Here is a 26,804-nt window from a genome sequence, read left to right as displayed (position 1 = left end):
CATGATTTTGAAGATAAGTGAACTATTAAATTCATTTCTGTATATAAAGATATTCAACATTCCATTTATAATTATTTGGGTAATTGCAACTGGAATCTTTTGTACTGCCCAGTTCAAATTCATTAACTTTAGGTTACTTAAATATGGAATACAGACGCTATTCAATCTAAAGTGTAATAACAGCAACAATGGCATAATCACTCATATTCAAGCGTTTGCAACAGTAATTTCAGGAACAGTTGGTCTTGGAACAATATCAGGAGTTGCAATAGCTATCACAATAGGGGGCCCAAGTGCAGTTTTTTGGATGGTAATTACCGGAATACTTGGTATGTCGATAAAGTTTGCCGAGGTGGTGCTTGCATTTACTTATCGCTCTGAAAATACAACTGGCGGGGCTTTTTATTACATGAAGTACGGGCTTGCAAAAATTGGATTTGCAAAAACTGGTAGATTTCTTGCCTTCACTTATGCGATTATGCTACTTATTGCAATGATTTTGGGCGGTATACCATTTCAAGCAAATCAAATAGCAGCACTATCAAATAACCTCCTAGAATACAACGCATCCATTATTATATCCCTGCTTGTCTTTATTGTAATATTGGGAGGAATAAAGCGCATTGCTTTCGTTTCAACGAGCTTAGCACCAATTATGATAGTGCTATATGTGGGTATGTGTATATATTTAATTTATGTAAACGGAAGTAATTTGCTGAATGCTCTATCCATAATATTCCAAGATATCTTCAATAAATCAGCTATAGGAAGCGGAGTATTGAGCGGATTAATAGCCGGAGTGAGAAGATCAGTGTTTGCTAACGAAGCAGGTACCGGAACAGCAGCTATAGCACATTCAGCTGTAAAAGAAGAAGATCCAATTAAAGTTGGGTGCGTTGCAATGATTGCACCACTTATAGACACAATATTAATCTCATTTTTGACTGGTATTGTGATAATTATCACTGGTATGCATAGCACTGATAACGTGGGTGATATTACACTAATTAGTTCGATATTTTCAACAGCTTTGCCCTTGTTCAGCAAGTTAGTTTTTCCGCTAATGATGTTTTCCTTTGCATTTTCCACAATAATAGCTTATTGTTACTACTGTGAAGTTGCTTTGCTGTATTTATTTGGTAGTAAAAAAATACTGATACCGTTCCAAATTCTTATAGTGGTTTCAGTGTATATCAGCTGTATGTCAAAGAATATAGAATTTATATCTTATCTAGGTGACAGTTTGTTTATGTGCCTTATGATTCCAAATGCTGTTGCAATATATCTACTAAGAAGGGAAGTTTTGAATACAATAGATTCTTATTACAATTCTAAAGGGTATTAACATGATTTATAGATTGCTTTGTATGGTGTTATTTTGCCTATTGTTTAATGATGTGTACGCTGCTTCAGGCTTTTACGAAAGTTATGACGCTGTGTTGAACGGAATAAATAATTTCATGAATGAAGTACTGTTTTTCAAGATCCTTTACGTGCCATTTATAATCCTTCTACTGGTTTTTGGTTATGTGTTTCTAACATTACGGTTTGGATTTCTCAACATAAGAATGTTTAAGCATGCATTTGCTATTTTATGTGGAAAATATGACACGAATCACCATGATGGTCATATTACGCATTTTCAGGCATTTATGACTGCACTTTCAAGCACAGTAGGTCTTGGAACTGTTGCTGGAGTCGCAATTGCAGTTTCAATGGGAGGGCCAGGAGCGGTGCCTTGGATGATGATTACAGGTTTTTTTGGTATGTCAGCAAAATTTGCTGAGGTAACGTTGGCGTTTAGACATAGAACAGAAGATCAGGACCAATTGTTTAGTGGTCCCTTTCAGTATATAAGGAATGGTCTGGAGGAATTTGGATTTAAAAAACTTGGTATTGTGCTGGCTGCCATGTATGCAGTATTCTTTGTATTATCAGGTCTTGGTGGAAGTGTAGCGTTTCAAACCAATCAAATGGTTTCAATATTATCTGGCTATTCAAGTTGGGTAGATGGTCACTCTTGGTTTCTTTCTTCCATAATCTCTGCGCTGCTTGCTCTAGTGATTATTGGCGGAATTAAAAGGATAGCTAGAGTATCTTCTGCACTAGTGCCTATTATGTCACTTATATATATCTTTAGTTGTATTATTATTATTGCATTTAATATTCATAACCTTGGTTATACGTTAAAAATATTATTTTCCACTATGATAGATTTCAATGCTGTTGGTGGAGGGATGGTAGGAGCATTTGTTGCTGGAATTCAAAGGGCAATCTTTGCCAGCGAAGCGGGTGTTGGTTCTGCTTCAATTACTCATGCAACAACTAAAGATGAAGAACCAGTAAGAACTGGGCTTGTTGCTATGATAGAACCATGCTTTGACACAATGTTAATTTGCTGTTTAACAGGAATAACAATAGTAATAACAGGTGCATACCAGACTAGTGTTGGTGAAGGGATATTAATTACTCAAAAGGCATTTGAGACAGTTTCTCCATGGTTTCCTATACTTTTAACCATAGCTGCACCTTTGTTTGCATTTTCTTCGGTAATTTCATTTGTATATTGTTGTGAAATGGGGTGGTTATATTTGTTTGGTGCAAAAAGTATAGTGATATATCGCATAGCGGTAATAATTGTGGCGTTTTTCTCTGGCCTTTCTAAAGACATAATGGCTATTGCTAATATTGGCGGAACTTTATTCTCTTGTTTAGCTCTTATCAACATGACAGCGCTTATACTGTTTAGTAATCAGATTAACGAGGAAGTTCAGTGCTACCTAAAAAGGCTGAGGAATAATAAAATCAATTAAATTTTGGCATATGCGGAGAGGTATAGCTATAATAAGTAAGATTTCCCTACGTCATACCGCGATTTATTCGCGGTATCTCAGCATAGATCCCGCTAACAAGCAGCGGGATGACGAAATTTTGCGATTATTAATCAGTAAATTTTACCTGTGTTAGTTATAGTCCTTACACTATCCTACATACTCGGTTCAATACCGTTTAGCTTAATTATTACAAGAATAAAAGGGATAAACTTAAGAGAAGTAGGTTCAGGAAACATTGGTGCTACAAACGTTGCAAGGACGGGAAATAAATTTCTTGCTGCTTTGGCATTATTTCTGGATTCCTTTAAGGGATTTATTGCCGTTTATATAGCACAACAATTTTGTGATAATAACGATTTTTATATATATGTATCTGCAATTTTAGCAGTTTTAGGACACATGTTTCCTATTTGGCTAAAATTCAGTGGAGGAAAGGGCGTTGCAACCACTCTAGGGATACTGATAGCATTTAACATTGATATTACTTTAGTATTCGTAATAATTTGGATAATAGTCTTTCTTGCCTTTAAATACTCTTCCCTTGCTTCACTCAGTGCTACTTCAACGGCTGTAGCATGGTCCTTTTTTTTTCAGAGGAATTTGTTCTTAACATTACTAATTATAGGAGCACTGGTCTTCCTAAAACACCACAGAAATATTGTGAATCTTCTGCAAGGTAAGGAAAATAAATTTTTATAAGTGTGCTGACTCTGTTGCTATATTACTAACAGATACTTCATGCGAGAAACGACTTGAGACTACTTCTTCTACTTCTTTTATCATTTCTTCCATGTTTTTTCCACTTTTCTTACATGCATCATCAAGTGCTAATTTTAGTTTACGTATATCATTCTCTTCTAGCATCTTATTCATTTCTTTTTTCGTTATCTCTAATTTTTTTAGTAAGATGTTCTCCATTATCTCTCTCTCATCACCTTCATACTGGCCACTTAGTCTGCTATATGCAATGCAACACTTCTTTTCTCGCGGCAAGGTTGACAGACCCCGCAATGTAACATCCACTTGAACTTCTATAGAGTTAACTTCCCTAGCCTTTTCAGCAGCTTCTGACCTAAATTTCTCAACTTCTCCTATTATTATTTTGTTAGCTATTCTTTTAGCTCCATCCAAAGATGAATCCTTGAGAGAAAAATCTGTCTCGAGTAGATCTCGATTTAATAGCTCTAAGAATACTTTTTTTCCGATGTTTTCGAGTAAACTTTCTTGGTCACCTAAACCATGCTCCTGCAGTTTATTTCTCATGTGCTGAACCAGCTCACAACATTGTAATTTATTTAACTTTATAGAGCTAATATTTTTCATTAACGTCAGCACAATTTGTTCACTATATTGAGAAGTAATACTCAATAATTTTCTCATTAAAGGAATACTTACTTCTGAAATAAAATCATCAACTATTTTTTGACTTTCATCTTCTTCATAACCATTTTGAACGTCATACCAAGCCTTAAAAATTTCTTTATTGTTTTTCTTGTTTTTTAACCTGTCTAACATGAACTTACGTGCTTCATTTTGTGCTTCTGAAAGTAATATTTGCCTTGGAGGAGTAAATCTAATTTCTGGATCAGGATGAATACCCTCTAGCGTGCTTAACATTCTATAGATAATACCGGTGAAGCAAGTGTTAGGAACTCGCTCTTTTCTAGAGAAAGTTTGGCTATCAAGCAAATTTGTAATTAACGCGTCTTTTTTATTTTTTACAGCTTCTCTGTCTCCATCATTGCAGGCTTTCAGAACTAAAAGTAAAATCCGTCCACCTGTAAAGCCGGAGCTATGCTTTTGATCATCTTTGCAAAAGTCATTTAAAAATGCAATTACTCTTCCTTTATCTTCATCACTAAATTGACGATAATTAAGTTCATATAAATCATTTATATATTCAATAAATTGCTTGAATTCCCTATCATTAATAACGTCTTTGGATACTTCTTCACCATACTTATCTTTTAATTTATCAATATTTTTAATGATATCATCATTTAATTGATGGGGCAGTAAATGTTCAAGCTTAACATCAAAACTATTAACCATACCACGTAAATTCTCTTTTATACCTTCCAAAAAGAAATTTATAGAAGCTTTAAGCAGCGTAAATGGGTTAAAATCTTTTGGCCTTAGTTCACTCTGCAATAAAATTAATAGCATTGTAAGTGGTATAGTTCCCAGTAACGAAATAAGCAAGAAAGTGGTAGTGAAAGTTAGATATGTTATGAAAGCAGAAAACAAGAGGAAGGCTGCTACCTTGATTGTATTGTTCTTAAAAAATATTTCCCAATATTCCCTTTTGCTCATTTTTTGCTGTTTTGCCGTTTTTATTTCTTTGTAGATATAAAGAGTTTTAATTTCAGACCTGAAGAATATAGTACCAAGAGAAAAAAGAACATTAACGGGATTAGTGATAATGCTTAAAGAAACAAAAGTTGCAAAATAACTAACAAACTTTAGCTTGCTAGATTCCTTTGAAGGAAATTGTATTTGAGAAATGCCTATCATAGCCTACCTTTGACATCATTACACTCTAGTAATAGCATAATAATTTAAAACGTCAATGTTTAAGTATTTTATTATCCGCACACTCATCGTATTCGATCTCGACTGTAGAGTGTGCTATCTCGAACCTATTTAGTAGTATTTTTTTTATCTCATACAAAATATCAGTGTGTTGTGCATCTTGCTTTACTTTGGCATGCATGGTAATTATAAAATAATTATCAGACAGTGACCATGCATGTATGTGGTGCACATCTATCACTTCAGGTAATTCTGATGTGATCTTACTTTTTATTTCCTCAGTAGATATCCCTTCAGGTGTACCTTCAAGAAGTATGTGGCAAGAATTCTTTAGAATTTTGTAGCCACTATTCAAAATGATTACACTGACAAATACCGATAAAATCGGATCCACCATTTGCCATCCAGTAAACATGATAATTATGGATGCAAGTATAGCAGCTACAGAACCTAAAATATCTCCTATAACGTGTAGTACAGCACTTTTTATGTTTATATTGCTCTCGCATTTACTATGCAATATAAAAAAGACTATGATATTAGAGATCAGGCCAAGTGTAGCAATTACTAACATTACTTTCCACTCAACATTGACTGGAAAAATAAACCTCTTTATTGACTCAATTATAATGATTACTGCAATGAGGAATAGAGTTAAACCATTAACAAATGCTGCAATTATCTGCAACCGATGATATCCGTATGATCTCTGCAAATCGGATTTCTTAGCTGAAAACCTATGTGCTAACCAGCTTAAAACCAAGGCAAAGAGGTCAGTGAGCATATGCCCTGCATCTGATAATAGAGCAAGCGAATGTGAAATTATTCCACCTACTATTTCCATAAACATTGTTATCGCAACTATTATTATGGAATAGATTAAGCGCTTGGACTGCGCTGCTGAGTGTTTACCGTTATGCACTGCTGTCATATAAAATCTTTTCATAAACAAAAACGTGGGTAACACTGGGTTCGAACCAGCGACCGCTTGCACGTCAAGCAAGTGCTCTACCAACTGAGCTAATTACCCATCGTGGTTTTAGTATAGTGCTTTGGTGGAATGAAAGTCAATAAACCACTTTGCTTTTGTCCTTGTCCAATGTGATTCCGGAATATAGCTGTATAGAATTTCAGCCATATTCTAAATTTTACATATTAAGTTAACTATCTATACTTTATTTATTAAGATATAAATTATATTAATACAGGGATTTACATTTTTTTTAGGGAAATTACTTTATGCTTGATATTGAAAAATCAGCAAATTAGAGGTTAAAATTATGACAATTAGTCAACAAGTAAATAAAAATATAACTAAAGCAGAATATTTCAACAATAACGGCAAAGGGTTTAATTCGCCACATGTTATAGAAGTTGAAGATTTAAATATTAAAGTAGAGGTTTATTCTCACAATTTAAGAGCAAGTAAAGTTGCTAACATTGAAAGTGAGATAAGAGAAACAGCTACTAATTTTAAAAACGCATTCGAGTTAGAACGCGGCAGTTCAGAACAAACATTTAAAATTTACATGTTTGATGACAAGGATGATTACACTCACCTTGGCGGAAGCGAGCGTTTCGGTTCTTACCTTGGAGACGAAGGTGGTAAATGTTACTACAAAGGGAAAGCTGACGTTTTTGCTGAAATGTACGTCTACCAGCAAGGTGGCGTTCATAACCTTCAGCATGAATTTGCACATGGTTTAACTTACTTGGCTACAGGAGGCAAATCTTTACCTACAGTATTAATGGAAGGAATTGCAGACTACTTTGAGCATCATTCAGATCATAAATTCAATTCTCAAGGATCAAGTATCGACAAAACTGAAGCTGCAAATTTGGATTTAGATAAAATTTTAAGTTTAGAATACTCAAAGGACAGCGAAGCAAATAGCTTGGTTTATAAAACAGGTCATGCGTTGATAATGTACTTACAGGAAAAAGATCCTAGTTTATTAAGAGACTACCTAGATGCTTTACGTCAAGGTAACTCAGATGAGTCAAAAAGTTTCTTGAAAGACATAAAAGGACACGATACTGACTTCAAAAGTTGGCTTGCTGAGAATGATACAGAAACTGCAATGGAACATCTCAACGCTTTGCAAGTTACAAAAGGAGATTTCATAGCAATTGGTCAAGAAATAGTGGGTGGAGAAATTAAAAACGTATCCTACTATAAAGCAAATATAGAAAAAATGGATGGAGAAAACGTTGGAAGTTTTTCTCCTGTAGAACACGTTGCATTTTATGATGTTGCTCGTGCTATAAATAGGGCAACAAATGATACACTTGATATATCAAAGGAATATCATTTCCTCAAGGTAGTAAAAACTTCCGATGGACAGGATAAACTAACTTACTCTGACCAACAAGGTAATGAATATCGAAACAGTCAAGAGTATAAAAATCAGGCTTTAAGGATATTATCAAAATATGATACAGAAATTAAGAATCAGGTAGATGAATTTGATAATTTGAATAAAGAACGTGGTGAAATGTATCAAAAATATCATAAAGGAGAGATTACTATTGAAGAGTTACGTAATGAGGAAAATACAAAATACAGACCAGCATTTTTAAAGTTTGATCAACTAAAAAACAAAGCTGTTGATAAGATTGAAAATAATTCCCAAGCAGCAAAAATATTAGATGGGCTGGTCAATATCGATCCAAACTTAATCAGAGGTACTCATATTGATCTACAAGAAGGTAAGATTTTTTCTATGCAAGCTCATGGTCAAGGAGATATGGGTGCACTGTCTATATATGACGGAAATACAAAGCTTGGAGAATTATTGAGCGAATCAGGATTTTTTAAGCAAGTTGAAGGCCAAACTAAAGAAACTTTCGTTTTTGAGGATATATTACACAACTTAAATGTTTCATACGAAGGCGTTGCTTACATGGCAGTTACAAAAGAAAATGGTCATTATAAAGCTTCCCTAATAGATGGCAGAACAGTTGAACGCGATGAATACTTTGATGAGGCGCATTTACATGAAAATGAATTGTTGCATCCTAGCACTGGACACATCCAAAAAGATTTAGATTCTCTGCTCCTTAGAGGTACCAAAATTTTGAATCATCAGGATTCAGAACATGCTCAATATTCTAATGAGCAAAAGGCAAATGGAGTAATCGTGGAAAAAGGAAAATTATTGGATAATAAGGGAACAGATAGAACAGACGATGATGTACACGAAGCGGTTGTAAAGCAAGGAGACGAGCGCTTACATGAGTTCAAAAATATGGGCTTTTATATTACTGAGAAAGGTGATCTATTTATTCATGACCATGGAGCAAATGTAAGGTTTCAACTACCACAAAGTATTACTCACCTAAAATTAGTGGAAAAAGATGGAGCATATAAGCTTGTTCCGGTGACGAAAGATGGGAATGAACATCCAGTAGGTATGCCAAATATATCAGACGAATATAGATACATAGATCCAATATTTGCACATGAATATGAAAAGAGAGATTATTCCCATAAACATGTAAATGTGGGCCTTATAAACTTAGAGAAATATGGCTCTGGCAAACTTTTTGCTATAAAGCACGACCCAAATGATTACCACATACAAAAAAACTCTAGCGGTGAAATAGTTAGAATAAAAGATCAAACATATTTCACTAAAGTAAAATTGTTTGATGGCGACGAAGAAATTGGTATGTTATCTAATAACTTCCATAACTTCAAAGGGAAAATATTCTTTTCTGCTGACTACAACTACAGTTACAACGATTTCCTAGCATCTGTTTCTCCTCAAGTTGAAATTGAAGATATGGGAAATGGAAGTAAAAAAATAACTTTTGATCAAGGCAGTGGCGATATCGGTGATACTAATAGAGGCTACACGGACTATCAGAGAATATTTACAAAAGAGAAACAAACCGAAAGTCCAAAAGGGCAAGTAAGTGAAACTAATACCAATTCCCATTACAGGGCAAACAGATGGACAATGATGGAAGAAAAGCCATACTGAAGTAAGTAAAATAGCGAGGTTTAAATGGCATTAAGATCAAAATTATTGGATGAAAAAGTAGTAGAATCAGCAAAAGAAATGCTGAAGAAAGTAATGAATAATGCATATGTTTCAAAAAAACTAAATGCTGTAATTGCAGCAAAAAAGTACAGTATAACGGCTGTAGCAAAAATATATTGCATTTCAAGAAGCGCACTAACTTCGTGGGTAAAACTCTTGAAAATTGGCAGAGAAGAAAAACTGTTTGCTCCTTCACAACGTCGTAGAAAAACTAAATTAAATCAGGCTCAACTACAGCAAATTGAAGAGTGGATAGAAGAAAATCCTAATATCACCATTAAAGAAATGAGAATAAGAATCCAGGAAAAGTTCGGATTAAATATCAGCAAATCTACAGTACACCGCCATATGCAAAAGATGAAATTCTCATATATTACACCAAGACCAGTTCATAATGGACAAGATAAAAGCAAACAAGAGGAATTCAAAAAAAAATCTCAATGGAGCTATTAGCAAGTATCCAGAAAAAGAGCTATTTTTCTTTGATGAATCACGGTTTGGCACACATTCAAAAGTTGGACATGGGTGGTTTAAAAAGGGGATTAGAACACAGGTTAAAACAAAATTAGGTAGGCAAAATTTCTATCTCTATAGTGCAGTTAATCCTAGAAATGGAGAGAGTTCTAGCTTATTTGCACCAAATGTCAACACTGATTGCATGAACATATTTCTTGAGCAAATTTCGCAATATCTAGAAACACGAGAGGCTTTTCTCGTTATGGACTGTGCTAGTTGGCATAGGTCAAAAAATTTAAAGGTACCTAAAAATATCGACATTATATACCTACCTCCATACTCACCTGAGCTAAATCCTGTTGAGAGGCTTTGGTTATATATAAAACAGAACATTTTGCGCAATAAAATATACGATACAATTGCTCTACTTGAGGGTGCTTTGTGCAAATTTATTACTTCTCTTGCCAGCTCCACAATTAAACAACTCTGCAATGTTTCCTATTTGACTGGACAACAATGAGAATTGGTATCAGAGGTTGTCCGGAAACAAGTAAAAGGCTATAATATCTGAAATTTTAGTACGGGGTAAAGATGAGAAAAAAGTATCCAACAGATCTAAGCGAAAGGGAATGGGCAAGAATAGAAAAACACTTCAGAGTATCATACAAGAAAGGAGGAAGGCCGCCAAAGTATAGCAAAAGAGAAATATTAGAAGCAATTTTCTATGTATTGCGTACAGGGTGTCAATGGCGGTATTTACCAAATGATTTTCCGCTATGGAAGACTGTGTATGAGCAGTTCAGGCAATGGAAGAAGCAGGGAATTTTTGAGAAAATGAATTATGAAATTACAAAATATAGTAGAAGAAAAATAGGAAGGAATGAGCAGCCGAGTGCCTGTATAGTAGATAGTCAATCTGTAAAGACTACAGAAAAGGGGGGATCAAAGGCTATGATGGAAGTAAAAAAGTAAAGGGTAGAAAAAGGCATATAATTACAGACACTCAGGGTTTTATACTAGGTTGTTACGTAGGCGCTGCTAACGAAAATGATAGAGATGGTATTAAAATAGCATTAAACAATATGAGAACAAAATATACTAAAGTTAAAAAAATGTGGGCTGACATGGGATACCAAGGAAGAAATTCAAAGAATCACATAAAGGAAGAATATGACATAGATATTGAAATTGTTACAAGGCCTCCATGTAGATTTTGGGTGCACAAAGATACGCCACCTGAGCTACTACCAACAAGAGAACAAGGGTTTAAAGTACAGCCAAGAAGATGGGTTGTAGAAAGGACTTTTGCTTGGGTTAATAGGAATAGAAGGCTATCGAAGGAGTATGATTTACTCACAACATCCACTGAGAATTTCATATACCTAGCTATGAGTAGGGTTATGTTAAAGAGGGAATATGCTTGAATTTACTTGTTTCCGGACAACCTCTTATACCAATTCTCATTGTTGTCCAGTCAAATAGGAAACATTGCAGAGTTGTTTAATTGTGGAGCTGGCAAGAGAAGTAATAAATTTGCACAAAGCACCCTCAAGTAGAGCAATTGTATCGTATATTTTATTGCGCAAAATGTTCTGTTTTATACATAACCAAAGCCTCTCAACAGGATTTAGCTCAGGTGAGTATGGAGGTAGGTATATAATGTCGATATTTTTAGGTACCTTTAAATTTTTTGACCTATGCCAACTAGCACAGTCCATAACGAGAAAAGCCTCTCGTGTTTCTAGATATTGCGAAATTTGCTCAAGAAATATGTTCATGCAATCAGTGTTGACATTTGGTGCAAATAAGCTAGAACTCTCTCCATTTCTAGGATTAACTGCACTATAGAGATAGAAATTTTGCCTACCTAATTTTGTTTTAACCTGTGTTCTAATCCCCTTTTTAAACCACCCATGTCCAACTTTTGAATGTGTGCCAAACCGTGATTCATCAAAGAAAAATAGCTCTTTTTCTGGATACTTGCTAATAGCTCCATTGAGATTTTTTTTTGAATTCCTCTTGTTTGCTTTTATCTTGTCCATTATGAACTGGTCTTGGTGTAATATATGAGAATTTCATCTTTTGCATATGGCGGTGTACTGTAGATTTGCTGATATTTAATCCGAACTTTTCCTGGATTCTTATTCTCATTTCTTTAATGGTGATATTAGGATTTTCTTCTATCCACTCTTCAATTTGCTGTAGTTGAGCCTGATTTAATTTAGTTTTTCTACGACGTTGTGAAGGAGCAAACAGTTTTTCTTCTCTGCCAATTTTCAAGAGTTTTACCCACGAAGTTAGTGCGCTTCTTGAAATGCAATATATTTTTGCTACAGCCGTTATACTGTACTTTTTTGCTGCAATTACAGCATTTAGTTTTTTTGAAACATATGCATTATTCATTACTTTCTTCAGCATTTCTTTTGCTGATTCTACTACTTTTTCATCCAATAATTTTGATCTTAATGCCATTTAAACCTCGCTATTTTACTTACTTCAGTATGGCTTTTCTTCCATCATTGTCCATCTGTTTGCCCTGTAATGGGAATTGGTATTAGTTAATTTGTAGGTGTAATGTGGCTAGAAATGTTTTGAATGAAAATGAGTACCACGCTTTAAAGCAGTTGTTTTTAACATTTAATATTCAAAAGGAGGATGTGGTAAATTCTGACATTAAGAATATTAAGAAAAAGCTTAGTCAACAATACCGTAAATTATCGTTAAAATATCACTCAGATAAAAACCCAAACAATAAAGAAGCGGAGGAGAAATTTAAGGTTATTGCATTAAATAAGCCATTTTTTGAAGAATTTATAATAGAGCCATTGGAGAAAGGTCTCAATAAAAGAAATAATTTAATAAAAGAATTACGCGGTAAGTTGTGGAGTCGCAGTTATGAAGAATTGCAAAAATACTTAGATGATAAGTGCAGAAATAAACTCTATAATAAGCAGCAGTCAATTAACAATAATGTAACTGCTTATGTAAAATATTCTTCTTATTCAAATCTCTTAGGAGTTCTTTTAGTATCCTTCACATCAATTGCATTTTTAATAATTAATGGTATTTCTTCTAATGTACCAATAGCAGTAGGTTTTCTTGCTCCCTTGTTAGCAGGATCTATTTTGAGTCTAGCTGTTAAGAGCATTTATACTAGAAATGGGAAAGAGTTTAATCATCAGACTAATATTTTATTATTGTTTAACTTTGACCAAGAATGCGAAAATTTTTCAAAGAGTGATAGGACTAAATTAAAGTGGCTAAAAAATTCAGTTATTTTGAGCAACACAATCTGTACATCTTTAATGTTTTTCGGTGTGGGATTAGATTTAGTTGCCAACGGCTTTGGTATAACTAACTCTATGATGTTATCCGGCTTATTACTTTCATTACCATTCACGCTTTTAATTGTTACTTCACCTATTTTAAATGCTGCAAGTAATTATATTCTCAAAAAGACAGCTATAAATTCAATTGAGGAGCAATTTAAAGGTGATGATCAGTTTATAGAAGTCGATAACGAAAAGCCAAGCAGTACTATGAGCAATCAAAGTTATTTCCCCATCGGTCAGTTAATATCATCAAAGTTAGCTATTCTCCATAGCGAAGTCTCTAGCTAGGAACAATGAGCCACAGATCAGTATGGTTTTGACGTTTTGGATAGAGGCTTTTAATATGTGATTTGATATTGCATCGCCAATTGACTCACACTCCATTGCTTTTATTCCTATGTTATTGGCTTTTTCCCTAATCAAGTTTGTATTTGTTGCTTTAGGCTCAGATTTAACACAAACCGCACATAATAACTTGATATATGGTTTTAAGTGTTCTAAGAACTCTTCTACATTTCTGTTACGAGTAACACCAAAAATTATATAGACACCTTCAGCAAAGTTATCTCTTACCCACTGAAATAGTACTCTAGCACCATCATTATTGTGCGCACCATCTAAAAATAATTGCCAATCTTTTGGTAGTAAAGAAATTAAATTGCCCTCTTTTATACGCTCCAGTCGTGCAGGCCAATAAGTGCACTGTAAACCTGAAGTGATATCCTCTTCTCCAATATCAAATCCATATTTTCCACTCAAAATGCTACATGCTGCAATAGCATTGCCTGCATTGATTATTTGGTGATCACCCTTTAAAGACGGCAAAGGAAATTCTATTGATTGAATAGCTGATTGGAAAACCATTTTGTTGTTCTTTTTTTTGCAATTCCATTCAAAACCTCCTCTATACAGAGGAGATTTCTTATTTATTGCATGGAATTCTAGTGTATTCATTATAGATTTTTCTTGTGGTGCTATTACGCAAGGAACATTAGGTTTCATTATTCCAGCCTTTTCACCTGCTATGGTCTCTACAGTAGGGCCAAGATATTCCGTATGATCAAGTGCAATGGAAGTAATTATTGTTAAAATCGGACTATCTATAACATTTGTTGTATCAAGTCTCCCACCCATACCCACTTCAATTAAAGTTATATCGGCTTTATGACGAGAAAAAGCTAAAAAAGCTGCAATAGTTGCAGCTTCAAACAGAGTGATAGGTTGTTCTGCAATTACGGCACGGCATTCTTCTAACAAGCTATATAATTCATTATCGTCGATATAACTGCCTGCAATAACTATTCTTTCATTAAAATTCACCAAATGTGGAGAAGTGTATGCGTGTACCTTATACCCTGCTGCTTGCATTATATATCTTATAAATGCTAGTGTTGAGCCTTTCCCGTTAGTTCCAGCTATATGAATTACGGGAGGCACTTTTTTCTCGGGATTATCTAGTTTACTAAGAAAGCTTTTTATGCGATCAAGAGAAAAATCATTCGGCCTGCTACCAAGTGGCTTAGGCCAATGAGGCATATATATCATAGATTATTGTTACATTTTAATTCACCTATCACACTTGCTATGCCATGCGTGTCAATCTTCTCACTAAATTGAGAACGTTGATTAATAGCAATACTTATTCCACTCATTACAACATCACTTATCAAGAAAGAACTGTGATTTTTAGTAACTTTAAAATCAATATTTGTAAATTCTTCATCACCGTAAGAGAACCTTGTGCCAATTAAGCAAGTTTCATCGTCAACTGCTTTTGTACTCATTATGATCATTTCACTATTACTCATGTATTTAGATAAAATTTTAACGCACAAACGTGTAAGATACACTTCATACTCTCTTAAGAAATCTTCCCTTTCCTTCTGGGTAGTCAAAACCCCATATTTTCCCATGACAAATCGAGATATTTCTTTGAGGTTAACATTATTCTGAATGACCTCCTGAAGCTTTTCGTGTACATGCTCTAGGTTTTTTCTATTTCCTTTTGTAGATATGCTGTCTACTTGTTGCTTCATAGTATGCACAAAAATTTTGTGATCTGTACAACTAGTGTAAGCTCTTGAAGAAATTACAATAAAAACAATAATGATTAAAACTTTAGTAATATTCATAAGATATACTTAAAATGCAAAGTTTGATAAAGATTAAATAATAATCGCTGACTTTTAATATACCTATAGACATGCCCTGTGTAAATCATCTATAATTCAAGTAGGGGTCTGTGCTATGCGTTATGAGTTAAGTTAAATTTCCCGAGCGATAATTTCTAGAGAAGGGAATTGCCTCTGCTGGTTTCGTTGAAACTAATATGCGATGCCCACCTTAACTTCAGGTCTCAGGAATCTACTAAGGCTGACGGTAGATACGGATCCTTTTTTGATTGGTACTAAATTTATGCTTCATCAATACAGAGAACAAGGTACCTTCCTATGTTCGCCTAATGAAGTATTCCAAATTGTAATTGATGTTGAAAGGTATCCTGATTTTGTTCCTTGGTGCAAAGCCGTTTATATAAAAGAAAAAATTGACAATCAAATGGTTGTGGACCTTCTAGCAGCTTTTCATGGAATTAAAGGAAGATATACATCAGAGGTAACCTTTCTTTCTCCAAGTAGAACAAATGAAGGTTGGATAAAAGCTGTATCATCAAATGGAATATTTAAACATCTATGCAATAAATGGCAATTCATTCCCATAGATGAAAATAAAACTATGGTAAAGTTTTATATAGAGTTTAAGTTTAAGTCCAACTCATTTTCAACCCTATTAAACTCAGTATATAAATATACACAAAGTAAAATAATTGCTGCATTTAAAGATAGGGCTGAAAGCCTTGCTAAACAAAAGTTATCTTGACATTATTAATATAAATGTATAATTTTTTTTAGTAAGTTAAGTGTTTAGATTGTAATGATTTTTAGACTATTGTTTTTATTAATTTTCATAAGTGTTAATTCTTATGCAGTTGTTAAGCAAGATTTATACGATAGCCAATACATTCAAAAAAAACCCAATGAAATAACATCAAATGAGCTATTATCGCCATTACCTGATGATAAATTATTAGGAGATCCAAAAGCACCAATTCTAATGATAGAATATGCTTCATTAACTTGCTATCACTGCTCTCTTTTTCATAGGAATGTTTTTCCTAAAATTAAAGAGAAATATATAGACACAGGTAAGATGTTATATATATTTCGTCATTTTCCTTTGGATTACAGAGGGCTAAAGGCTGCAATGCTAAGTCATTGCTACGAAAAACAAGAAGACTACTTTAATTTTAACAAAGCTGTTTTTAACTCAATAGATTCGTGGAATTACTACAATTTAAGTGATTTGACTTTACTACAAAGAATTGCTGCACTAAGCAACTTAAAGCAAGATGCATTTAACCAATGCATTAATGATAAGAAAATAATGGATAAAATCGTAAATGATAAATCACTGGCAATTAATAAACTTGGTATCACAGCCACTCCAATATTTTTCATCAAGCTTAACGATGATAAATCATATATAGAGCATAATAAAGTTAAACATGGAGGGTATAAAGAGCTGAAATATTTCACTAATGTGATAGATAAATTATATGGAAAAGCTATAGTGAAGTAATACCACTGTAGCTTACCATACAAAAGACTCTATGCTGAGTCATTGTTTTTCACTACTGTTTGTTGTTTTTTACGCTCAAACTCTCTTTTTTTACTGTGCCAAGTGTAGTAATACATAGCGATTTTATTCTCTATTAATACTATTGTCCCATCATAAAACTGAACCATATCCATAACTTTTCTCTGAGCTTCATCAAAACGTTCTTTATACTTTTCACGATAAGCTGGATTATGTAGTAACATAACCCCTTCATTCTTGTTAGATTTTTTGTTTAACGTTTCAACTTCACCAGCAATAGTATAAGACATATAACCCCCTCTAATTGATTATAAAAATTATATTTTAAAAAGAGAAATGCGCATAAACAATCCCTTTAATTCTAGCATAATAATCGACTGTTTATTATACTAGTTAACTATAGTACGATATATAATAATTTTTGTCACTTAAAATTTTATACTATGAAATAATAACTTAAAATAAATGTTTTTATTATTTTAAACTATATTATTATATTTATAAATTGTGTATGAATTAAGTCTCCCTAATTTATAATATATGCGTAATAATTTTAGTATAAAATTGTCATACATAAGAAATCTATTTGCAAAAGAATATAAAAAAATAGAAGAATATTGTATTCTTGAAAAAAAGCAACATATTCAAATTGGCCCTGAAGAAGGAAAGCTATTAAGTTTATTTATAAAAATCCAAAAAATCAAAAGTATTGTTGAGATTGGCACGTTATACGGTTACTCGTCGATTTGCATGGCAAAAGCTCTACTAAAAGACGGTCATATATATACAATAGAAAATAATCCTCAACACTCAAGAATAGCAAAAAAAAATTTTAGTGCTTTTAATCTAAGTGATAAAATTACTCTAATAGAAGGCGATGCACTGGAAAAAATTAATGAATTATCAGCAAAAGCACCATTTGACATGATATTTATTGATGCTGACAAAAGTAGTTATCCTGAGTATTTAGATTGGGCAGAGTCATACATTAAACAAGATGGGCTAATCGTTGCAGATAACACTCTACTGTTTAACACAGTATTTTTAGAATCGCCTCCAAAAGAAGTATCAGAAAAATCATGGCATGCCATGAGGGAGTTTAATAATAGATTATCAGATGAAAAAAAATATTTCTCTATATTGATTCCAACTGATGAAGGAATGACTGTAGCTTTAAAGCTAACATAAGTTAAAAATCAAGGTCAGCATAATGTTTAGGAGGGATTAAACCAGAAATCCTCTCTAATAATATCTCACGAAAACAAGGCTTTGATTTAACAATGGAGTACCATTCTTTTAAAATTTTACTTTTTTCCCATGGAAAACTACTTACATAATCCATTACGGAAATATGCGATGCTAAAGTAATATCAGCTAAAGTGAACTTATCAGTTGCAAGCCAAACGTTCTTGTTAATTAAGTGTTCGATGTATTCCATATGGCAAGGCAGGTTATGCTGAGCTGCATGAAGAAATCTAGAGTCAGGGCTGCGGTTAGTAATTACTTTTTCATTCATAATATACTTAGTAACTTCATTGTAAAATTTGTTATCGAACCAATTGATTAGAGCGCGTATTTTAGACTTAATAATAGTGGATGAACCAAGTAATTTGACGTCGCTATTGTAAGTCTCTTCTATATATTCACAAATGGCATTACTATCCGCTATTACAAAGTTATTATCTATTAACACTGGTACTTGCCCGGTTGGATTGATCTCCATAAATTCATTCCGCTTTTCCCACGGATTTTCATACACTAGATCACAGCCTAATTTTTTTTCTTTTAGAAAAGCTCTAACTTTTCGTGAAAATGGACAAAGAGGAAAATGATATAAAATCATAATGTTCCTCTTTTGGTATACCAATATCCTTTTTTTGTTACTCTATGGCTTGACCTACAACTGTACGAACTTTCTTTGTAGTCCACAGAAGTTTGCGTAGCAGGTGGTGTTATTCCAGTGCTTGACACTGGAATCCAGTTCTTGTTATACAATTGCCTAGTGCGCTCATTTACAGTTAAGTTTTCTGGATCCAAGTAGTCAAGCACTGGGATGACATCCTTTTCGGTAAAAATTGCTCTTATATCACAACATTCATACAGCTGTATGCCTAGGCACTGGGATGACATAAATAAGCGCTGAAATGACATAAATAAACATTGGAGTGACAATCTTGTAGTGACTTGCATGACAGCTAACTTCTCGTTTATTTTAAAGTAATGTTGCAAGAGGTCTAACATATAAATTATAAGACTAATATAGGATATACCTTGCTAAATAAAAAAAAAAGTATAATATTTTATAAGGTATGCAGGCAAAAACTCTGTAATTTGGTCAGATCAGAAATGAAGCAGCCATATCAGAACCTTTTTGGGTTGCATACCTATTTCATTATTTGTTTTATCCGAGACTATGAATATAGCATTAAAACATCGTCCTAGTAGCTTCAAAGATCTAGTAGGTCAAGATATATTAGTGCGTGTATTAGAAAATGCTTTTATTTTAAACAAAATCCCACAATCTATACTGCTCTCTGGTAGTAGTGGAGTTGGTAAAACCACCACTGCAAGGATAATAGCTTTATGTTTGAATTGTTCCCTGGGGCCAATTTTTGAACCTTGCGGATCATGTGAAAATTGTCTAGCAATAAAAAATTCAAGCCATCCAGATGTAATTGAAATCGATGCGGCAAGTCACACTAGCATTGACGATATTAAAGTAATCCTGGGAGATATTTGCTATTCACCTATAAGCTCTAAATTCAAAGTCTACATTATAGATGAAGTACATATGTTATCCAGCAGTGCATTTAACGCATTACTTAAAACCCTAGAAGAGCCACCATCTAGTGTAAAGTTCATTTTAGCAACTACGGAAATAAAAAAAATACCAATAACTATTATTGCACGTTGTCAAAGATTTGATTTACACAACATTCCTGTAGCTAAAATAGTGGAACGTTTAAATGATGTTGCACAAAAAGAGAGTTATTCCATTGAAAAGGGAGCATTAGAATTAATTGCACGACATTCTGGAAATTCAATGCGTAACGCCTTGTTTTTGATGAATCAAGCAGTGCTATATAGCAAAGATGGTGCAATATCCACTAAAAATGTGACAGACATACTTGGCCTAGTGGATAAAGATATTATATTCGATCTATTAGGAGCAATATTAGATGGTGATTTACAAAAAGCTCTATCAGTGTTTGACAAGGCGATAAAAACAGCAAACCCACTTAGTATTTTTGAAGGTCTATTGCAAACAATTCAGTTAATATGCCGTTTTTTAATTACGAAAGAGATTGATAGTGCAGTTACAGAGCATGAAAAGAATAGGATAAAAGATTTAAGTATAAAGAGATCTTTAATATTTTTTTCGAGATTGTGGAAGGTGTTGCTTAAAGGTATTCAAGATATAAAAACTTCAACATGCAACGATGTTGCTGCTGAAATGATGCTAATTAGTCTTTGCTATCTCTCTGATCTACCTTCTCCAGAACAGGTGATCAAAAAAATTCTTTCACAGAATGTAGAGCAAGGAAATAGACAGGGCAGACCTGTTGCACCTTCCCCCTCTGTCATCCAAGTAGCTGACTACTCGGATCCAAAAAAATATGTGGAAAGTAAACAACAACCCCACTCTGTCATCCGAGTAGCTGACACTGGGATCCATGTGGAAAATAAACAACAAAATTACGATTTTGATAAGATTTTGCAACTATTAAGGCGGAGTAACCAAATTTATCTTTACAAACAACTGTGTAATAATCTACAATTAATAGATTGTAAACCTGGATATTTAAAATTAAAAGCTGTATCTAAGTTGGATAGTAATTTTTGCAATGATTTAAAAAATTACTTAAGCCAGGTAACTCAGCAAGAGTGGGTTATTGCAGTTGATACAGGTTATATAAACAGGGAAGTGAGTAATTTAAATTATGCACCTGCAGTTAAGGATATCCTTGACACGTTTAAAGGTGCAAAAGTAGTTAATATAGAAAATAAGGAGTAAGTTGTGGATTTTAGTCAAATAATGAAACAAGCGCAAGAGATGCAAAAAAAGCTTGCAGAAGCTCAAGAAAAATATGTTGGAAAAGAGTTTCAAGGCATTTCTGGTGGTGGCAAAGTTTCTGTATTAGTGGAAGTCATAAAAATAGGTAGCTATAAAGCTAAAAAGGTGAACATAGACTTAGAACTTATGAGAAATGAGGAAAAAGATATAGTAGAGGATTTAGTAACAGCAGCGTTTAATGATGCCGTTAAAAAAGCAGAAGAAGATATGGCGAATGCAACTTCTGATCTTGCAGGTATGATGGGTTTACCATCTGGGTTTAAACTTCCTTTTTGAATTTACTACTGAAGTTTCTTTTAGTGTAAGTATTTTTTTTCTAATATTCCCAACGCTAGTACTTCTTCATATAATGTACCTATACTAGCATAGCCCTACGTCATACCGTGATTCATTCCACAACTGTACAAACATTGCAATATGGCACGATATCACATAGTAAACGATGTCATTCCAGTGCTTGACACTGGAATCCAGCCGGCTTTGTTGCATCGCTCTTCGGATAGTAGGTAACGTACAATAAATTCATGAAGCTATCTCAAACTTAGCCATGCCTATTTCAGTAAATTTGTTAAGCAAATAACACTTGAGTAGCAGTTCCTTCTCACGATTAATTTCAGATTTGCTCCTAAAACTAAACCCAAATATTCGCTTCAACCTTGAGAAAAATCCTTCAATATACGATCTTTTTCCGTAATTTACTTCTTCTTTCCATCTTTTTATACCATTCTCACCATGTAATTTCATTAACTGAATAGCGGCATTTCTATCAAGCATATAATCCAATTTTGGATGCTCTGCTGCGTTGTTTTTCGGAGGAATTTTCGTTTTTATACCATATTGATTACACAGCTTATAGAGCTTTTCTCTGTCATATGCCCTATCTGCATATAGTACTTTTATGACATACTGAAAATCGACTTCTTTTAGCAAATCACAAGCTCCATAGTGATCAGAGTAGACACCGTTACTGTATTTTACAGCTATGGCTTTTTTGCTGTTTGTATTCAACATTACATGCAATTTTCTTGTCTGTTCATAGCTGCGATACTTTCTATCTTCGCTATTTTCTTTGCTATGACCAGGAGTGTTGTTGTATATACTAATTCCTGTACTGTCTATAGCAATTTCGATATCTTCCATATTATTTTCTGCAATCATTGATCTTAATATTGAGTTTCTTAAACCTTCTTGATGATTGTGAATAGCTGATAACTTGCAAATTTTTCCCAATTTGCTCAAGGTATCCTGCTATAAACCCAACTGTTTGCCTCAGGCCTATTCTAAATAAACAAGTTATTATGTGCACCAAAATTACAACTTTATCGCTATAAATATTGTTGCCACCTGGTATTTTTGGACCATTCTCGTACCACTTTTCTATGGCTTCGTTGATATAATGAAAAATATTTCCTCTTTTTTCTAGAAATTTGTTATATTCGCTATGGTTACTGACCCTCATTTTTTGTGGCATATTTTTTCTTTCAAGGTTAAATGGCTATTTTATAATGAATTTTGTCAGTAGCCACCAGATTTTTCAGTTGCTATGCAACAAAGCCATTCCAGTGTCAAGCACTGGGATGACAAGAGGGGAGCTACTTGAATGACAAGAAAATGGTACTGGCATAATAAGAAAGAAACACTGAGATGGTGAAAGAAAGAATATACGCGAGCAGCACCCATAGGGTAGCGCGTGACGCTGGAATCCAGTTTTTTCCTATTACCACAAACCGTAGCTTCATTAGTTAGAATAGCATAACTAGCGAGTACGAAACGGAGAAGTTTTAATTTGAACTACAGTTTCAGTGCTATTTAACATATATGCCTTCATACGCAAAAATGCCGTATCCGTTCAGGAGAGTGGTTTAAGAAACAATAGATAGGAGATTTTGGAAAGGATTGAGACCCCTTTGTTTCCAAGTTAAGTATAATGAAATTATCCGCTCAAGGAATGTATTTCCCCGCTTTGATTGTGTAAAATATGAGTTTTTGCGATAAACGACATAATGCCGAATTTGCCGTTCAGCGTGGTTATTTGTCAGCGGAATATTTTCTGGGTCATCTAAAAATTTCCACATCATTCTTTCAGATCTCAGAACATTTTTTGCAACTCGAGAGGCTCCAATTGCTTCAGGTAAACGAGATATCTCCTTCAAGTAATACTTTGTACGTTTTCTTAATTTTCTGGCACGTCTGACAAACCTCAAAACATCTATCTCACTTTTTAGTAAAGCTTTTTTTAGTGCAAATAATTCAGTGGCCACGTTTCTCAAGTAACAACCCAGAACTTTAACTTCAATATTCCAACTATGTGCTAATCTTTCAAAATCTCTTGATAAATGTGCCCAACAGATTTGCCTGTTTTTATCGGCAAAATAATTCTATGCTGCATACCTGTCAGTTATTACCAAGCTATTGCGATTGCAGAATTTACTATTTTGTAAAACTTTCATTCCTCTTGACTCTGTAAATTTTACAAAACTTGCCGTATTGCTTGCAAACATCCAACACCAAGCGAGTTTACCTTTGTTATAATGGCTCGTTTCATCAATATGTAGAACTTTACTCCTACTTATCTCTTGTTCGATCTGCTCATACATTTTTTTGCATTTTGAAGCAACTCTATGTTCACTATTTGATATGCTACCGACGCTTATGTTCAAATTGAAGATATCATTTACGACACTCGCTATTTCGCGTTTTGAATTTTTGTAGAATCCGCTGAACGCTGCAATTATTGACTTAACCCTTGGACCAAATGTATCTGGCGTAACACCTTCCGGTAACTTGCTACTTCTTCTCTTTCCGCATCTCCGACAACGGCCATGTTCTAACTGATATTCCACTACATAAGGCTTGATTTCTGGAAGATCAACTTTCTGATGAATATATGGTTTTTCACATATTGCAATTTCTCCTCCGCATTCGCAAGTATTAGGCAACTCTATCTTTACTACTTTATCTGCATCCATGTTGGCGCGAAAACTTCCTTTATGACCAACCTGACCGCCAATATTCCTTTCGCTTTTCGGCTTATTCTTTTTTATTTTATACAACTCTTTGGAACTTGGTATTGATGAATTTTTTGAGCTTAAACCGAGTCTTTCTCTTAACTCAGCATTTTCTATCTTTAAAGCCTTATTTTCTGCTTTTAAACTTTCATTCTCTTTTTCCAATCTTTCTATTTTTGCTTCTAACCTTTCTATTTTTTGCTGTAAATTTTTGCAAAGTTCTAAAAGGTTTACCATATTATTTCACTTTTGCTCTATGATTATCTTTTTAGATCACCTTGTCTACCTTATTCTGCCACTCCGCTGAACGGATACGAGCTTCTTTATAGCTCAAACAGCCTAAAAAAGTTGCTTGTGGTTACCTTCGCTACTTGTTCTGGTGACTCATTCCACAACTCTGCCAAACAATCAACAACGTATTTCACCATTGCTGGTTCATTCTTTTTTCCCCTATAAGGCTCAGGTGATAGATATGGTGCATCAGTTTCGACTAAAACACGCTCGCGTGGTACATTTTGTGCAATTTCTCTGAGTAAGCTCGCATTTTTAAAAGTAATAATTCCAGAAAATGAAATATATAACCCCAAATCTATAGATTGATAAGCAAGTTCTTTAGAGGAAGCAAAGCAGTGCATTACTCCACTAAAAGCACCGGCTTTCATTTCTGACCTTAACATATCGATCATCTCATTATCAGCGCTTCTTGTGTGAATAACTAAAGGTAGTCCAGTTATTCTTGACGCTTCTATATGTAATGCAAAACTTTTTTTCTGATTGTCTTTGTTGTCAGATTTATAAAAATCTAACCCGGTTTCACCGATACTAATTACCTTTTGGTTCTTGGTAAATTCAACTAATTCATCAACATGTATACACTCACCGTTTTCTATAGCAGCATCAAGCGGATGTATACCAACAGAGGAGTAGACCTGATCATAGGATGAAGAAATTTTTAATAACTTAGGAACATCGTCAATGCTTACGCATATGTTATGCAAAACCTTTACACCATTTTGCTCTGCCCTTGAAATTACTTTTGGTATTTCATCGTCAGAAAAATAAATCAAGTGGCAATGAGAATCTACTATCATGAGCTTATTGTTGAGGCTTTTATTATAGAAGAAAACTCTTCTATCACTGTTTTATAAACTTCTTTTTTAAATGATATAGCACTGGCTACTAAACTATCTATACCTTGCCAACGCCACTCTTTGAACTCTGGATGACCAGTATAATTAATATCAATGTCCTCATCCTCTCCGCAAAACTTCATTAAGAACCACCTTTGCTTTTGACCAGAATATTTTCCATTCCAGCATATTGGTATAACTTCTTCAGGCAAGTTGTAGTATATCCAATCCTTGCTTTTAGTTATAACCTTTACTTTATTAGTACCAACCTCCTCTAGCAACTCACGTAACGCTGCTTGTTCCAGTTCCTCACCATCATCAACACCTCCTTGTGGCATCTGCCAGTAAGAATCGCTATCAAAGCGTTTTCCAATAAAGGCATGTCCTTGTCTGTTAAATAGCATTATGCCAACACAAGGACGGTACTTATCTTTCTGCTCAACCACGAGTACGCTCTGTTTTTAAATGATTTGTTACAGAAGTTTTAATTAATTTTCCATTTTTTTCTTTCTTCATCTCTTCAACAATTTTCTTTGCAACTTCCTTTGCACTCAAGTTCGAGTTATCAATTTCAAGCGAACCCTCAGGTATAAATAGCCTTTTCCCTTCAATTTTCTTTATAGCAAAATCCGGATCAGTAATTTTATTTTCCTGATATCTCTCTTCTGATTGGACACGTCTTACTAGTTTTTCATTATTACAATATAATACTACAGAAAAAATTTCCATGTCCATTTTTTTACTTAAATTTACCACTGAGTTATATAATCTTTGGTCATAGGGATCACCCTCTATCAATTCATTTGTAAATATATAATGTTTTGATTTTACGTAGTGTTTTTCCAGTATTGCTAATACATTTTCCCTAACTGCAAAAATTTTTTCCCATAGGTCATCTGGAACTTCAGCGTTTTGTAATTTAACAATATCAAATATAATATTATTGAATAGATTATTGCTTACTATTACTGCACCAATGATTTTACACAGTTCCTTTGCAGTAGTAAACTTACCACTGCCTGGAAAGCCGATTAAGTAGATGAGAGTCTTGCCCATAATGAATACTAGTAAAAAGCTATTTTCAATTATATAAAAAGTATATACATTGTACATACTAAAAACATGATGATAAAATAGATGCAGGTAATACCTTTAACAAGTAGTTGCGTTGAAAATAGTTCATATTTAGAAATTTTGAGTATATAATTATAAATGAATCATATAACCTGTAAACAATGCTTAGCGATATGGAATCGATAAGAAGTACAATTGAAGAGATAATAGATCAAAATAAAGGTCATGATATAGTAACTTTTGATGTGCAGAATAAAACCGTTATTGCAAAATATATGATTATTGCATCTGGTGATTCAAGCCGTCACGTTAAAGCTTTAGCTGAGCACGTAATAAAAAGCCTCAAGCCACATGATAAAATAGATGTAGAAGGTATGGATGAAGGCAATTGGGTGGTTTTGAATTTTCAAGGCATAATGGTTCACATATTCAGGCCGGAAGTAAGGGAGTATTATAAAATAGAAGAGTTATGGAATTGATTATCCAGATAGCTGGTACACAATTGCACAAACGTTGTAATTTTGAAGGCAACTCCTGCACAGGTAGTGGTGTCATGAAAGTAGCTGACACTGGAATCCAGTTTTTCATGCAATTTCATCGAAAACGTTGTATAGTGTGCTTGTTTATAATTAAGTTCCAGTGTCTGGGCACTGGCTTCTCTAT

The 26,804-nt window shown here is 33.9% G+C and carries 26 protein-coding genes, 1 tRNA gene, 2 other RNA genes and 1 pseudogene; 15 read left to right on the top strand and 15 right to left on the bottom strand.

Going from position 1 to position 26,804, the window contains the following annotated elements:
- Position 1: 1 nt before the first annotated feature.
- From ABWU31_RS01355 to plsY, 3 genes are all read left to right on the top strand, one after another.
- Positions 2-1,345, top strand: coding sequence for an alanine/glycine:cation symporter family protein (locus ABWU31_RS01355; RefSeq protein WP_038199325.1), 1,344 nt, complete (start codon positions 2-4; stop codon positions 1,343-1,345).
- A gap of 1 nt (position 1,346) precedes the next feature.
- Positions 1,347-2,813, top strand: a complete 1,467-nt coding sequence (locus tag ABWU31_RS01350; protein ID WP_077188354.1) for an alanine/glycine:cation symporter family protein — start codon at positions 1,347-1,349, stop codon at positions 2,811-2,813.
- A 147-nt stretch (positions 2,814-2,960) separates the two neighbouring features.
- Positions 2,961-3,533: a glycerol-3-phosphate 1-O-acyltransferase PlsY gene (gene plsY, locus ABWU31_RS01345; protein WP_236514372.1), complete on the top strand. Its 573-nt coding sequence runs from the start codon at positions 2,961-2,963 to the stop codon at positions 3,531-3,533.
- Here plsY and ABWU31_RS01340 read toward each other — a convergent pair.
- From ABWU31_RS01340 to ABWU31_RS01330, 3 genes are all read right to left on the bottom strand, one after another.
- Positions 3,528-5,348 carry a hypothetical protein gene (locus ABWU31_RS01340; RefSeq protein ID WP_353271272.1) on the bottom strand — a complete coding sequence of 607 codons (1,821 nt, stop codon included), beginning with the start codon at positions 5,346-5,348 and terminating at the stop codon, positions 3,528-3,530. The two genes, plsY and ABWU31_RS01340, sit on opposite strands and share 6 nt — an antisense overlap.
- A 52-nt stretch (positions 5,349-5,400) precedes the next feature.
- A complete protein-coding gene (locus ABWU31_RS01335; RefSeq protein ID WP_253303571.1) occupies positions 5,401-6,216 on the bottom strand; it encodes a cation diffusion facilitator family transporter in 816 nt (271 codons plus the stop codon).
- Between the two features lie 107 nt (positions 6,217-6,323).
- A tRNA-Val gene (locus ABWU31_RS01330) sits at positions 6,324-6,396 on the bottom strand.
- Between the two features lie 250 nt (positions 6,397-6,646).
- On the opposite strand from ABWU31_RS01330, the gene ABWU31_RS01325 reads away from it, so the two are divergent.
- The 3 genes from ABWU31_RS01325 to ABWU31_RS01315 all read left to right on the top strand — a co-directional run bounded on the left by ABWU31_RS01325 (position 6,647) and on the right by ABWU31_RS01315 (position 11,292).
- Positions 6,647-9,352, top strand: a complete 2,706-nt coding sequence (locus tag ABWU31_RS01325; protein ID WP_353271271.1) for a peptidase M2 — start codon at positions 6,647-6,649, stop codon at positions 9,350-9,352.
- Between the two features lie 24 nt (positions 9,353-9,376).
- A protein-coding gene (locus ABWU31_RS01320; RefSeq protein ID WP_353271144.1) for an IS630 family transposase occupies positions 9,377-10,388 on the top strand; the annotation gives its coding sequence in 2 pieces (ribosomal slippage) (positions 9,377-9,838 and positions 9,840-10,388; 1,011 coding nt in all).
- A 71-nt stretch (positions 10,389-10,459) separates the two neighbouring features.
- Positions 10,460-11,292 (top strand): IS5-like element ISWpi1 family transposase gene (locus tag ABWU31_RS01315; protein WP_353271062.1). Its coding sequence is split into 2 segments (ribosomal slippage): positions 10,460-10,829 and positions 10,829-11,292, totalling 834 coding nucleotides; the frame shifts between segments, so codons are not numbered across the junction.
- 36 nt (positions 11,293-11,328) lie between these two features.
- Here the strand turns inward: ABWU31_RS01315 and ABWU31_RS01310 are convergent.
- Positions 11,329-12,340, bottom strand: a protein-coding gene (locus tag ABWU31_RS01310) for an IS630 family transposase (protein ID WP_353271270.1) whose coding sequence is annotated in 2 segments (ribosomal slippage) — positions 11,329-11,877 and positions 11,879-12,340 — 1,011 coding nt in all. Because the reading frame shifts where the segments join, the coding sequence is not laid out codon by codon here.
- A 185-nt stretch (positions 12,341-12,525) separates the two neighbouring features.
- Between ABWU31_RS01310 and ABWU31_RS01305 the strand changes: the two genes are divergently transcribed.
- Positions 12,526-13,488 carry a J domain-containing protein gene (locus ABWU31_RS01305; RefSeq protein ID WP_077188321.1) on the top strand — a complete coding sequence of 321 codons (963 nt, stop codon included), beginning with the start codon at positions 12,526-12,528 and terminating at the stop codon, positions 13,486-13,488.
- Here ABWU31_RS01305 and ABWU31_RS01300 read toward each other — a convergent pair.
- The gene (locus ABWU31_RS01300; protein ID WP_265029969.1) at positions 13,456-14,745 is read right to left on the bottom strand and encodes a bifunctional folylpolyglutamate synthase/dihydrofolate synthase; all 1,290 of its coding nucleotides are present in this window, start codon (positions 14,743-14,745) and stop codon (positions 13,456-13,458) included. The two genes, ABWU31_RS01305 and ABWU31_RS01300, sit on opposite strands and share 33 nt — an antisense overlap.
- Positions 14,742-15,332: a phospholipid-binding protein MlaC gene (locus ABWU31_RS01295; RefSeq protein WP_186809128.1), complete on the bottom strand. Its 591-nt coding sequence runs from the start codon at positions 15,330-15,332 to the stop codon at positions 14,742-14,744. Before ABWU31_RS01295 ends, ABWU31_RS01300 begins: the two co-directional genes overlap by 4 nt.
- Before the next feature lie 102 nt (positions 15,333-15,434).
- On the opposite strand from ABWU31_RS01295, the gene ssrS reads away from it, so the two are divergent.
- The 3 genes from ssrS to ABWU31_RS01280 all read left to right on the top strand — a co-directional run bounded on the left by ssrS (position 15,435) and on the right by ABWU31_RS01280 (position 16,836).
- Positions 15,435-15,596: non-coding RNA, 6S RNA (gene ssrS, locus ABWU31_RS01290), on the top strand.
- 1 nt (position 15,597) lies between these two features.
- Positions 15,598-16,077: a type II toxin-antitoxin system RatA family toxin gene (locus ABWU31_RS01285; protein WP_265029970.1), complete on the top strand. Its 480-nt coding sequence runs from the start codon at positions 15,598-15,600 to the stop codon at positions 16,075-16,077.
- A gap of 54 nt (positions 16,078-16,131) precedes the next feature.
- The gene (locus ABWU31_RS01280) at positions 16,132-16,836 is read left to right on the top strand and encodes a DsbA family protein (protein WP_077188317.1); all 705 of its coding nucleotides are present in this window, start codon (positions 16,132-16,134) and stop codon (positions 16,834-16,836) included.
- Positions 16,837-16,865: 29 nt separating this feature from the next.
- Here the strand turns inward: ABWU31_RS01280 and ABWU31_RS01275 are convergent, their stop codons facing one another.
- The gene (locus tag ABWU31_RS01275) at positions 16,866-17,144 is read right to left on the bottom strand and encodes a DUF2671 domain-containing protein (protein ID WP_006279425.1); all 279 of its coding nucleotides are present in this window, start codon (positions 17,142-17,144) and stop codon (positions 16,866-16,868) included.
- Between the two features lie 250 nt (positions 17,145-17,394).
- Between ABWU31_RS01275 and ABWU31_RS01270 the strand changes: the two genes are divergently transcribed.
- Positions 17,395-18,042, top strand: a complete 648-nt coding sequence (locus ABWU31_RS01270) for an O-methyltransferase (protein WP_077188316.1) — start codon at positions 17,395-17,397, stop codon at positions 18,040-18,042.
- A gap of 1 nt (position 18,043) precedes the next feature.
- Here the strand turns inward: ABWU31_RS01270 and ABWU31_RS01265 are convergent, their stop codons facing one another.
- Positions 18,044-18,697, bottom strand: coding sequence for a glutathione S-transferase family protein (locus tag ABWU31_RS01265; RefSeq protein ID WP_065094500.1), 654 nt, complete (start codon positions 18,695-18,697; stop codon positions 18,044-18,046).
- Positions 18,694-19,005 carry a WPE palindromic element domain-containing protein gene (locus tag ABWU31_RS01260; protein WP_186809129.1) on the bottom strand — a complete coding sequence of 104 codons (312 nt, stop codon included), beginning with the start codon at positions 19,003-19,005 and terminating at the stop codon, positions 18,694-18,696. Before ABWU31_RS01260 ends, ABWU31_RS01265 begins: the two co-directional genes overlap by 4 nt.
- 151 nt (positions 19,006-19,156) lie before the next feature.
- Between ABWU31_RS01260 and ffs the strand changes: the two genes are divergently transcribed.
- The 3 genes from ffs (at position 19,157) to ABWU31_RS01245 (ending at position 21,205) form a co-directional block, all read left to right on the top strand.
- Positions 19,157-19,246: signal recognition particle sRNA small type (gene ffs / locus ABWU31_RS01255), an RNA gene on the top strand.
- Between the two features lie 21 nt (positions 19,247-19,267).
- Positions 19,268-20,869: a DNA polymerase III subunit gamma/tau gene (dnaX, locus tag ABWU31_RS01250; RefSeq protein ID WP_077188314.1), complete on the top strand. Its 1,602-nt coding sequence runs from the start codon at positions 19,268-19,270 to the stop codon at positions 20,867-20,869.
- Between the two features lie 3 nt (positions 20,870-20,872).
- Positions 20,873-21,205 carry a YbaB/EbfC family nucleoid-associated protein gene (locus tag ABWU31_RS01245; protein WP_010963017.1) on the top strand — a complete coding sequence of 111 codons (333 nt, stop codon included), beginning with the start codon at positions 20,873-20,875 and terminating at the stop codon, positions 21,203-21,205.
- Between the two features lie 246 nt (positions 21,206-21,451).
- Here ABWU31_RS01245 and ABWU31_RS01240 read toward each other — a convergent pair whose 3' ends face one another.
- The 6 genes and pseudogenes from ABWU31_RS01240 to ABWU31_RS01215 form a co-directional block, all read right to left on the bottom strand.
- Positions 21,452-22,087, bottom strand: a complete 636-nt coding sequence (locus ABWU31_RS01240; RefSeq protein ID WP_082246250.1) for a transposase — start codon at positions 22,085-22,087, stop codon at positions 21,452-21,454.
- Entirely contained in the window at positions 22,071-22,400 is a 330-nt protein-coding gene (locus tag ABWU31_RS01235) for a transposase (protein WP_007548762.1), read from the bottom strand. Before ABWU31_RS01235 ends, ABWU31_RS01240 begins: the two co-directional genes overlap by 17 nt.
- Before the next feature lie 391 nt (positions 22,401-22,791).
- Positions 22,792-24,174, bottom strand: a pseudogene (locus ABWU31_RS01230) (IS66-like element ISWen3 family transposase).
- An 86-nt stretch (positions 24,175-24,260) separates the two neighbouring features.
- A complete protein-coding gene (locus ABWU31_RS01225; RefSeq protein ID WP_010082353.1) occupies positions 24,261-25,028 on the bottom strand; it encodes a TatD family hydrolase in 768 nt (255 codons plus the stop codon).
- Positions 25,025-25,471 (bottom strand): RNA pyrophosphohydrolase, encoded by a 447-nt coding sequence (locus ABWU31_RS01220; protein WP_007548581.1) that lies wholly within the window; start codon positions 25,469-25,471, stop codon positions 25,025-25,027. Before ABWU31_RS01220 ends, ABWU31_RS01225 begins: the two co-directional genes overlap by 4 nt.
- A gap of 34 nt (positions 25,472-25,505) precedes the next feature.
- The gene (locus tag ABWU31_RS01215) at positions 25,506-26,123 is read right to left on the bottom strand and encodes an AAA family ATPase (protein WP_353271269.1); all 618 of its coding nucleotides are present in this window, start codon (positions 26,121-26,123) and stop codon (positions 25,506-25,508) included.
- A 179-nt stretch (positions 26,124-26,302) separates the two neighbouring features.
- Between ABWU31_RS01215 and rsfS the strand changes: the two genes are divergently transcribed.
- Entirely contained in the window at positions 26,303-26,620 is a 318-nt protein-coding gene (gene rsfS / locus ABWU31_RS01210) for a ribosome silencing factor (protein WP_006279567.1), read from the top strand.
- Positions 26,621-26,804: the final 184 nt, after the last annotated feature.

The sequence above is a fragment of the Wolbachia endosymbiont (group A) of Alloplasta piceator genome, from assembly GCF_964028505.1.
Classification (GTDB): domain Bacteria; phylum Pseudomonadota; class Alphaproteobacteria; order Rickettsiales; family Anaplasmataceae; genus Wolbachia; species Wolbachia pipientis.
This window is presented reverse-complemented; position numbering and strand designations above follow the sequence as displayed.